This is a genomic window from Desulfovibrio sp. 1188_IL3213, assembly GCF_036763145.1.
Classification (GTDB): domain Bacteria; phylum Desulfobacterota; class Desulfovibrionia; order Desulfovibrionales; family Desulfovibrionaceae; genus Desulfovibrio.
This window is the reverse complement of record NZ_JBAIYR010000060.1, coordinates 1-9,241: the sequence shown is the minus strand read 5'-3', so window position 1 is coordinate 9,241 and position 9,241 is coordinate 1. Positions and strand designations below refer to the sequence as shown.

Below are 9,241 nucleotides of genomic sequence, written 5' to 3'. Positions count from 1 at the left end.
GGAGTACGCCAGCGTAAAACTCCGCGAGGCGGCGCATCAGCCACCTCAAGCTTCCGCGGCAATGCATGTGCCGCCTGACGCCGTGGCAGAGGGCAGTGTCCGTACCGCAAGGGAGGGCGACCATGCCTGAGCTTGCATGGGCATATGATCTTTTGGGCCGCCTGCCCTTTGACTGCCTGGAGTTGCGCTTCATGCAGCAGGCCCTGTTTGGCCTTTTGTTGCTGGCGCCGATGGCTTCGGTGCTTGGTGTGGAGGTCATCAGCTTTCGCATGGCGTTTTTTTCCGACGCCATCGGGCATTCCGCCTTTGCCGGTGTGGCCCTGGGGCTGATCCTGGCAGTGGACCCGCGCATCTCCATGCCGCTTTTCGGTCTGCTGGTGGGGCTTGGCATTATGGCCGTGCGCCGACGGACCAGCCTTTCTTCAGACACGGTCATCGGCATAGTGTTTTCTGCCGTGGTGGCCTTCGGCCTTGCCGTGGTCAGTCGCGCTCCCGGTGTGGCCCGTGACATGCAGCGTTTTTTGTATGGCGACATTCTCACCATAACAGAAGGCGAAACAGGCTTTCTGCTTGCGCTTTTTTTGTTCATGCTGCTTTTTCAGGCTGTTGGCTATAACAAGCTGCTTTACATTGCCCTTAATCCGGTAATGGCCCGTGTACACGGGGTGCGTGTGGCGCTGTGGCAATATGCTTTTGCCGCCCTGCTGGCATTGGTGGTGATGTTTTCTGTGTGGGCCGTGGGGGTGCTGCTTGTCACGGCTTTGCTTATCGTGCCTGCGGCCACGGCCAGAAATCTGGCCCGCACGGCGGGCGGCATGTTCTGGTGGGCCTTGCTGGTGGGGCTGAGTTCGGCTTTTACCGGCCTGATTCTTTCGGCACAGGAGTGGATGGCGACAGCCAGCGGGGCCACGGTTATTCTTGTGGCCTGCTGCTGGTTTGCCGTAAGCGCGCTTGTGGCGGGGCTGCGCGGCAGCAGAAAGAGTGACTGATTCACAGAGTCCCTGAATCAAAAGCCTCCCCTGCCGAGAAGCGGGGGAGGCTTTATTCATGCGCCGGGCGAGGAAGGGAACGCCCCGCGCGTCAGGCCAGTTTCTTGATGGCCGCCAGCGCGGCGTCATAGTCAGGTTCGCTGGAAACTTCGGGGACAAGCTGGGTGTAGGCTACGGAACCGTCCGGGGTCACAACCACGATGGCGCGGGCCAGCAGGCGCAGCTCATCAATGAGCAGGCCGTAGTTTTTGCCAAAGCTTGTTTCTTTGTAGTCAGAAAGGGTTTCAACCGCCTGTACGCCAGCGGTGCCGCACCAGCGGGCCTGGGCAAAGGGCAGGTCGCAGCTTACGGCCACAATGCGCACCTTGTCGGAAAGGGCAGCGGCTTCTTTGTTGAAGCGGCGCACTTCCATGTCGCATACGGGAGTATCAAGGGAAGGCACGCTGACCAGAACAAGCACCTTACCGGCATAGTCCTTGAGGCTGCGCGGGCTGAGGTCGTTGGCGGTCAGGGTAAAGTCCGGGGCTTTCTGTCCAACGGCAGGCCGATTGCCGACCAGATGCAGGGGGGTACCCTTGAAGGTAACTGTATTCATGCGTAACTCCTTGTGTCCTTGTTAGTAGAACCAATGTGCTACAGGAAAATTTGCCAGTCAATAATTATTCTTAACAAGGCTCCGGGCTGTAGCAGCTCATTCTGAGGCACGCCGCAAGTTAGCCGGTCATGCCTGAAGCAACGTTGCTTTGAAATTGCTCTGGCGGCTGCGTGAGCGGTCGCTCGTCGCAAAGGTGCAATCGCAAGCTGCCTGTGCGGCCAGGCGCCGGAGCGAGCGCGCCGTAAACGTTGAGAATGCGCATTCGCGGCGTTGATCTGCCCCAAAACGTTGCGTCCGGTGCAGGGCCAGTATCCGTCATTTTATACTGCCGGGCAAGTTTCAGTCAAAACACGCGGTTGACACTCGGTAAATTTGCGCGTCGCCATTGCCATCACGTCGGCAGTGCCTATATTTACAGACAGTGCAGCCGCCATCAAGGATACTCGCATGGGTGTCTGCCCAGAATCCGGCTCAAGCCGCTTCCGGTCTTTCACATGGGGCTGTCTTGCCGTTTTGTTTATGCCTCGCAAGCAATGGGGCTTGCGTTTTTTGGCGGCCATATGCCAGCGCGGCCGTTGGAATGCCCGTATATGCGTTATGCCGCGTATGGGAGCTTTGGGCCTTTACGGCGGGGGGCTTGAAGCCGCCGGGCTAACCGCCGTTTTTTGCTGGCTTGCCCAAAATCAGGAGCGATTGATGAGCACTTTGACACCGCGTGAGATTGTGGCCGAACTGGATAAATTTGTGGTGGGGCAGGAGCAGGCCAAGCGCATGGTGGCCGTAGCCGTGCGTAACCGTTGGCGCAGGCAGCATTTGCCGACAGATCTGCGTGATGAAGTTTCACCGAAAAACATCATCATGATGGGACCCACCGGCGTGGGCAAGACCGAGATTGCGCGGCGTCTGGCCCGTCTTTCCGGTGCGCCTTTCGTCAAGGTTGAAGCCACCAAGTTTACCGAAGTGGGCTATGTGGGGCGCGATGTGGAGTCTATGGTGCGCGATCTTATGGAGATCGGCATCAACCTTGTGCGCGATGAGGAAAACGCCCGTGTGCGCAAGGCCGCCGAGGCCGCTGCGGAATCGCGCCTGATGGACCTTCTGCTGCCCAGTTCCTTTGGTCAGGAAGACCGCGCTTCCACCCGTGAAAAGCTTTTGCAGCAGTTTCGTCTGGGCTTTCTGGACGAGCGCGAGGTGGAAATGGAGGTGACAGAGCAGGGCGGCGGTGGCGTGGATATTTTCGCCATCCCCGGCATGGAACAGATGGGCGGGCAGGTCAAGGACATGTTCAGCAAGGCTTTTCCTCCCAAGCACAGTCGCCGTAAAATGAAAATCCGCGATGCCTTCAATGTGCTGATTCAGGAAGAGTCCGGCAAGCTGGTGGATCAGGAGGCTCTCAACGAACGCGCCAAGGAAAGGGTGGAGCAGACAGGCATCATCTTTATTGACGAAATAGACAAGATCGCCAGCTCTTCACAAAACCGCACCTCGGATATTTCGCGCGAGGGCGTGCAGCGCGACCTTTTGCCCATAGTGGAAGGCAGCTCGGTGAACACCAAGTACGGCATGGTGCGTACCGACCACATTCTTTTCATCGCTGCCGGGGCGTTTCATTTCAGCAAGCCGTCAGACATGATTCCCGAGCTGCAGGGGCGCTTTCCGCTGCGCGTGGAGCTTCAGGCCCTGGGCCGCGAGGAGTTCCTGCGCATCCTGACCGAGCCTGACAATGCGCTTACCAAACAGTATGAAGCCTTGCTCGGCACAGAACAGATACGCCTGAGCTTTACCGTGGACGGTCTGGAAGAGATCGCCGCCTTTGCGGAAGATATCAATTCGCGCACTGAGAATATCGGCGCGCGCCGCCTGTATACCATTATGGAAAAAATTCTGTCCGACATTTCGTTTGACGCTCCGGATATGCCGGGTGCACAGGTGGTGGTCAACAAGGCGTATGTGGCCGAACACCTGCAGGATGTGCGCCGCGATCAGGATTTGACGCAATATATTCTCTAGAGCAGATTAACTTTGAAAATATACATTTTCAAAGTTTAAAACACGCTCGCTTCGGCGTTTAACCGCGCAAATAAATTGCGCTTACGCCTTCGCGGCGGGCGTCTGCTCGCGCAGTCGCCAGAGCAATTTCAAAGTGAAATTGCTCTAGAACCGTTTACGGATGAAATACCTTAACGGCTCTGCAGGGATTTTCAGAAAAATCACTGCCGGGCAATGCTTGAAGGCGCTTTGCGCCTGCGCCCAGGTAAAGAGCTTGCGGCTTTGCGAATGATCGTGATCTGATTCTGTTCTGCTCCAATGATTTTTATGTATGAAAACCAGAAACCGGCTGTCATGGCCGGTTTCTGGTTTTTTGCCTATGGCGGTCGCGCACCGTATGCAGGCTGCGCCTGCGCAGGGAAGTTCAAGGGATGAGCTCGGTTGGAAGTCTATTTTTCCGGCGTAGCAGGCCCTTCAGCGGAGCATGAACCTCATCATTATGGAATAAAAACTGCTGATAAGCGGTAAACGTCAAAAAAACTCGTAATATGTCGCTGCGCCTCTGCCTTTGAGAAATGCCAGGCGTGACGTGATAGCCTGGGAAAAAAGCCGTACCCATTTCGCAATTTATCAATTGTTAATTAATATTCAATGTATCCTTGCCATAAAATATAATATAACAGTGTAGACGCAAGATAATGCCTTTGGCGGGTTATTTAAGGTTCTGCCCGCGTCTTCCATGATGTGCCGCCGATGTGCCGCCGATGTGCCGCCGATGTGCCGCCGATGTGCCTCATTCTGCCCGTACGGCCAGCGAACCTAAAAGCCAGCGCCATCCCATCGACACGTCTTTTTATCCTTGCGTCAGCATGGATACCCAGCACTGTGCGGTCAGCGGAATGGGGTCTCAAAATGGGCCGCAAGACCTGTGGGCAGGGTTTTTTCATCATGTGCACGGTAAGCCCAATAGACGTTTTTGACTTCCTTTATGACGCATTGCCCCTTTGACGGTTTGGTCTTTCAAGCAGTATAAAGGGGAAGAGAAAAAGCCGAAAAATATGAAGTGGGGACAGTATGAGGACAAAAAAGCGCAACGAAAAAGAGGTTACAGATTTCTCCGTAACCTCTTGTTCTCTCTGGTGGGCCATCAGGGACTCGAACCCCGAACCAACTGATTAAGAGTCAGCTGCTCTACCAATTGAGCTAATGACCCGCGTTGTGTGAAAAGGGGTTTACGCTTATGGGTGCCAACTGTCAAGCAATTTTGAAATAAAAATGAAAAGAAAGAGTTAATATTGTGGAATTAAAGGTTTTTTTTCTGATAAAAAAAATCAGGGCAAACAGGCTTTCTGTTGCTTTGTGGCTGATGCCCCTGTGTATCAGCTTGTTTCTTTTTGTTTTTTTCTCCCGTGCAGAGGCTGAAAGCCTTTCGGGCCGTTTTGAAACCGCAGCGGAAGGCGGCAATTTGGTAGGAGCCTTGCACCTGACCCTGCCAAAGGACGTTCATGCCTATGCTCATGATCCTGGCGATGCGGGCCGTCCCACAACGTTGAGCTTCAGCGTTGACGGCGGTCCGGCCCAGCCGGTGTGGTATCCTGAAGGCGCTGTGCAGCGGGATTTTTACGACCCTTCGGCCACCATTTTTGTTTATGAGGGCGAGGTGACGCTTTATGTGCTTCTGCCCGCAGCCGATGCGGGCAAGCCCTACACGGCCGATGTAAGCATGCTGCTTTGTTCGACGCGCAACTGCATGCCCGTCAATCAGCAGTTTCAGGGCGTGGTTCCCAGGGCGGATCTGCCGCTTGTGGACATGCCCTGGGCGGCCCGCTGGCGTGAACTGAAAAAGCATCCTCCCAGGCTTTTTGAAGGTGAAAGCGCCCAGGTGTTGCCCGCTTTCAGCGCAGGTTCTTCCCAATCTGCCGGTTCTGATCAGGCATCGGCAGAAGGGCAGGGCAATGCGGCTTCCGGCGGAAAGTCTGAAGGCATCGCCCGCTGGCTTGCGGCCCAAAACGGAACCGATGCCCCTGCGGACGAAAAAAAGCTTGAAGAAGAAAAAGGGCAAAAAGCCCTGCCGCCTCCTGACGGCTTTGTAAGCCTGACACCCCGCTATGTGGATGAATCCGCTGAAATAGCAGGGCTTGGCAAAGCCCTGCTGTTCGGCATTCTGGCCGGCCTGCTGCTCAATGCCATGCCCTGCGTGCTGCCCGTGCTTACATTCAAGGTCAGCGGTCTTCTTATGGTGGGGGGGTACGACAAGGAGGGGTTGAAAAACTTCAGACGGCATAACATCTGCTTTGCCGCAGGGGTCATGACGCTGTTCAGCGCTCTGGCCCTCGTGCTCGGGCTTGCTGACCTGATGTGGGGGCAACTGTATCAGAGCCAGCCTGTGTTGCTGGTCATGCTGCTGCTGGTATTTCTTATGGGTCTTTCCATGCTCGGCGTTTTTACCCTGCCTGTCATAGATCTGAAAACCGGGGCAAATACCAAAAACCCCTGCCTTCAGGCATATTTTACCGGGCTTGTGTCCACATTTCTGGCTACGCCGTGCAGTGGCCCTCTTTTGGGCGGCGTGCTGGGCTGGGCCTTTACACAGCCTCTCATCGTGGTTGTGGTGGTTTTTTGGGCTGTCGGCCTTGGTATGGCCCTGCCATACGTTTTGTTCAGTATCTGGCCTGTTCTGGCGCGAATTCTGCCCAAACCCGGCGCGTGGATGCACGTCTTTGAGCGGGTTGTGGGTTTTTTCCTGCTGGGTACGGCTCTGTATCTGCTCTCCATCCTGCCTGTGGAAAAACATATGCAGGTGCTGAGCGTTCTGCTGGTCGTGGCTCTGTGCGCGTGGCTGTGGGGGCAGTTTTGCGGCATCTCGGCGCCGCCCCTGCGCCGTCGTATCGTAGGGCTTGTCTCGCTGGGCCTGCTGCTGGCTTCCATCGTCTGGGTGCTGCGGCCTGCGGCGCCTCTGGCGCAGTGGCGGGAATTTAATCCGCAGACCTTTGAAGCGACCCTGGGCCATAAGCCCATGCTGCTGGAGTTTACCGCCGACTGGTGCCCGAACTGCAAATTTATGGAGGCTACGGTATTGACGGACGAACGTCTGCGTCGCCTGCAGGCCCGCTACGGCATGGAGCTTGTGCGGGTGGATCTGACCAATGCCAATGCCTATGCTGTGCGGCTTCTGGAGGCCCTTGGCAGTAAAAGCATTCCGCTCACGGCGCTTTTTCCTGCCGGAAAGGACTCCACGGCACCTCTGGTGCTCCGTGATGTCTACGGGGGCGAAACTCTGGAACGGGCCTTGGGTGAAGCGTTCGGGAAATAATGGAAATTTTTTCATCTGGCCTATGGTGCTTTACCAATCAGTCGATAAGGCATAGTATGTAAAAAGGCATGGGCCGGTGGTAATCACCTCGGCCTTTGAATAGGTTGGGCTGCTGGTTGCAACAAGGAGCGCACATGGATTTGAATCAGAAAAAGCAGGAAGACGAACTTCTGCAACTGGTGACGTTCAGCATCGGTGAAGAGGAGTTTGGGGTAAACATCCTGAAGGTGCAGGAAATTATCCGCACTATGGAAATTACCAAAGTACCCCGCGCTCCCGAATTTGTGGAAGGCGTCATCAATTTGCGCGGCAAGGTTATTCCCATCATTGATCTGCGGCGGCGTTTCGGGCTTGCGTCCAAAACGCACGACAAGAACACGCGGATCATTGTTATTGAAATTAACAATATTATCGTGGGTTTTGTGGTCGATGCCGTTTCCGAAGTGCTGCGCATTCCCGCCAGCACGGTGGAGCCGCCGCCGCCCGTGGTGGCCGGGGTGGACTCGGACTACATCAGTGGCGTGGGCAAGCTGCAGGACCGCCTGCTCATCATGCTTGACCTCGACAAACTGCTTTCCAATGACGATATGGACATGCTCGGCGGCATGTAGCCGCACTGTCCGGAAAAATCATGCAAATACCATAGGGCGGGGGCTGAGGCTCCTGCCCTTTTTTCATGCAGCGCCGTGCGGCGCTGCTCCGCACGGGCCGCCGCGTTTGTGGAGCCAGCTATGCATGTTTCGATTGTAACGGTCAGCGAGAATAAAAAAGACTTTCTTGAACTTCTGCTGCTTGGTGACGAGCAGGAAGACATGATTGACCGTTATCTTGCGCGTGGAGAGCTTTTTGTGCTTTATGACGCCACGGGGACGTCCAAAGTGCGTGTGCGTAGTGACAGATGGAGGCAGGGGAGTCTTTGAAATAAAAAACCTGGCTACGGCGCCAGGTATCAGGGGCAAGGCTACGGAAGCCTGATGGTGAAGCATGTGTGCGCACGCTACAGGGGCAAAGGCACGGACATGCTTGTGGGTACTGGTGAAAATCCGCGAACACTTGCTTTCTACAGGCGGTGCGGCTTCAGATACTCGCACCGCCTGAAGGACTTCTTTGTCAGCAACTACCGCCATCCCATTGTAGAAAATGGTGTTGTGCTGACTGACATGATCTATCTCAGAGCATCTTTGCATTGAGAATATCCATTCTCAATGCTCCCTGGACGCCCGCTCCGGCGTTTACCCGCGCGGATAAGCTGCGCTTGCTCCTCCGCGGCGGGCGTTTGCTCCCGCATCCGCCAGAGCAATTTCAAAGAGAAATTGCTCTAAAAAAACGCTCTGATTCTTTCTGTCGCGTTGTCTTGACACGACTCGTAGTCTATTTTGGCGCGTGACTGGCGTTGATGCGACGGCTGTGGCGCAGGCGTAATTCCTCCACAATGACTTTTTCGTAATCCGGCGCTATGGAAAAATCGGCATTAAGCTCGGCACTGAGCATGTTTTCGATCTGCTGTGTTTCTTCCCAGATTTCCAGCAGTTCGTCATCAGCAAGAGTTTTGACGCGCTCGGTAAAGGGTTCTTCGTCAGCAAAAGGGATACAGGATGCCATAATATTTCTCCCATGTGAGGGCAAAAACAGGATCAAACGTCAAAAGGCGCTGCAAGGCCGGAGCCATTGCCGGTGCAGTTTACGGGTATTGCCGCGCATCGGCAAAGATCTGCGCGGTTTTCATCAGCCGCAGTCTGGGCCGCAGAAATTCGGGCGTTCCCAGGGGCTGCAAAACTGCCAGACTGAACAGTAGAGGCGACAAATAACCACTATCCCAGTCAGCCACAAATGTCACGGTCTCAATGGCATTTGCCGTCTGCTCACTGGCGCGGGCTTCCCATTGGCGCAGCATGGCCCTGATGTTGGCCGTGCGTGGGCCTTTTTTTGTGTCTCTGGTGTAGAGCATCTCGGGCAGGGCGGCAAAGTCTGCAAAGCACTGCGCAGCACGGCTGTTTTCTTCGGGCGTGGGCAGGCTCAGGCTGAAAGCTTCGGCAAGGGCCTGTTCTGTGCGGCGGTTCTTGTCTTCCACGGTGTCTACACGAAGTATTTCCATGCCGGGCGGCAACAGGGGGTTCAGGCGGGCTGCCACCTCCTCCACGGGCATTGTCCTGTGCAGGGTCAGGGCAAACCATTCGGCCCGGCTTTCAACACCCACGGGCAAGGCCCGGCCGAATGACATGAGAGGCATGGGGTGAAAGCCCTGTGAAAAGGCAAGCGGCAGTGCGGCCCGGCGCATGGCACGTTCCAGAACGGCCTGCAGTTCCAGCTGGCTCAGATAGGCGCTGCCCCGGGCCTTGCTGTGCCAGACACGGT

Annotated in this window: 8 protein-coding genes, 1 tRNA gene and 1 pseudogene; 6 read left to right on the top strand and 4 right to left on the bottom strand. The window is 55.8% G+C overall.

Annotated features, from left to right (window positions below; genetic code table 11):
• Positions 1 to 122: 122 nt before the first annotated feature.
• The gene (locus V6C16_RS04765) at positions 123 to 989 is read left to right on the top strand and encodes a metal ABC transporter permease (protein ID WP_333535966.1); all 867 of its coding nucleotides are present in this window, start codon (positions 123 to 125) and stop codon (positions 987 to 989) included.
• Positions 990 to 1,080: 91 nt separating this feature from the next.
• Here V6C16_RS04765 and tpx read toward each other — a convergent pair whose 3' ends face one another.
• On the bottom strand, positions 1,081 to 1,584 hold the full coding sequence (gene tpx, locus V6C16_RS04760; RefSeq protein ID WP_333535964.1) for a thiol peroxidase: 504 nt from the start codon (positions 1,582 to 1,584) through the stop codon (positions 1,081 to 1,083).
• A 696-nt stretch (positions 1,585 to 2,280) separates the two neighbouring features.
• Between tpx and hslU the strand changes: the two genes are divergently transcribed.
• Positions 2,281 to 3,594 carry an ATP-dependent protease ATPase subunit HslU gene (gene hslU, locus V6C16_RS04755; protein ID WP_333535962.1) on the top strand — a complete coding sequence of 438 codons (1,314 nt, stop codon included), beginning with the start codon at positions 2,281 to 2,283 and terminating at the stop codon, positions 3,592 to 3,594.
• Between the two features lie 1,116 nt (positions 3,595 to 4,710).
• Here hslU and V6C16_RS04750 read toward each other — a convergent pair.
• Positions 4,711 to 4,786: transfer RNA gene (locus tag V6C16_RS04750), tRNA-Lys, on the bottom strand.
• 153 nt (positions 4,787 to 4,939) lie between these two features.
• Between V6C16_RS04750 and V6C16_RS04745 the strand changes: the two genes are divergently transcribed.
• The 4 genes and pseudogenes from V6C16_RS04745 to V6C16_RS04730 form a co-directional block, all read left to right on the top strand.
• Entirely contained in the window at positions 4,940 to 6,886 is a 1,947-nt protein-coding gene (locus V6C16_RS04745; protein ID WP_442886181.1) for a cytochrome c biogenesis protein CcdA, read from the top strand.
• A gap of 134 nt (positions 6,887 to 7,020) precedes the next feature.
• The gene (locus V6C16_RS04740) at positions 7,021 to 7,497 is read left to right on the top strand and encodes a chemotaxis protein CheW (RefSeq protein ID WP_333535960.1); all 477 of its coding nucleotides are present in this window, start codon (positions 7,021 to 7,023) and stop codon (positions 7,495 to 7,497) included.
• 120 nt (positions 7,498 to 7,617) lie between these two features.
• Positions 7,618 to 7,806 (top strand): hypothetical protein, encoded by a 189-nt coding sequence (locus tag V6C16_RS04735; protein ID WP_333535959.1) that lies wholly within the window; start codon positions 7,618 to 7,620, stop codon positions 7,804 to 7,806.
• Between the two features lie 36 nt (positions 7,807 to 7,842).
• A pseudogene (locus V6C16_RS04730) lies at positions 7,843 to 8,076 on the top strand (GNAT family N-acetyltransferase); the annotation flags it as partial.
• Between the two features lie 181 nt (positions 8,077 to 8,257).
• On the opposite strand, the gene V6C16_RS04725 reads toward V6C16_RS04730, so the two are convergent.
• Positions 8,258 to 8,488 (bottom strand): hypothetical protein, encoded by a 231-nt coding sequence (locus tag V6C16_RS04725; RefSeq protein WP_333535958.1) that lies wholly within the window; start codon positions 8,486 to 8,488, stop codon positions 8,258 to 8,260.
• A gap of 79 nt (positions 8,489 to 8,567) precedes the next feature.
• Positions 8,568 to 9,241 (bottom strand): TIGR03936 family radical SAM-associated protein (locus V6C16_RS04720; protein ID WP_333542825.1); only part of this gene is annotated, 674 nt, incomplete at its 5' end.

Coding starts and splice junctions, on each gene's coding strand:
- V6C16_RS04740 (WP_333535960.1), top strand. CDS start 7,021: ATGGATTTGAATCAGAAAAAGCAGGAAGACGAACTTCTGCAACTGGTG.
- V6C16_RS04725 (WP_333535958.1), bottom strand. CDS start 8,488: ATGGCATCCTGTATCCCTTTTGCTGACGAAGAACCCTTTACCGAGCGC.
- tpx (WP_333535964.1), bottom strand. CDS start 1,584: ATGAATACAGTTACCTTCAAGGGTACCCCCCTGCATCTGGTCGGCAAT.
- V6C16_RS04765 (WP_333535966.1), top strand. CDS start 123: ATGCCTGAGCTTGCATGGGCATATGATCTTTTGGGCCGCCTGCCCTTT.
- V6C16_RS04735 (WP_333535959.1), top strand. CDS start 7,618: ATGCATGTTTCGATTGTAACGGTCAGCGAGAATAAAAAAGACTTTCTT.
- hslU (WP_333535962.1), top strand. CDS start 2,281: ATGAGCACTTTGACACCGCGTGAGATTGTGGCCGAACTGGATAAATTT.
- V6C16_RS04745 (WP_442886181.1), top strand. CDS start 4,940: ATGCCCCTGTGTATCAGCTTGTTTCTTTTTGTTTTTTTCTCCCGTGCA.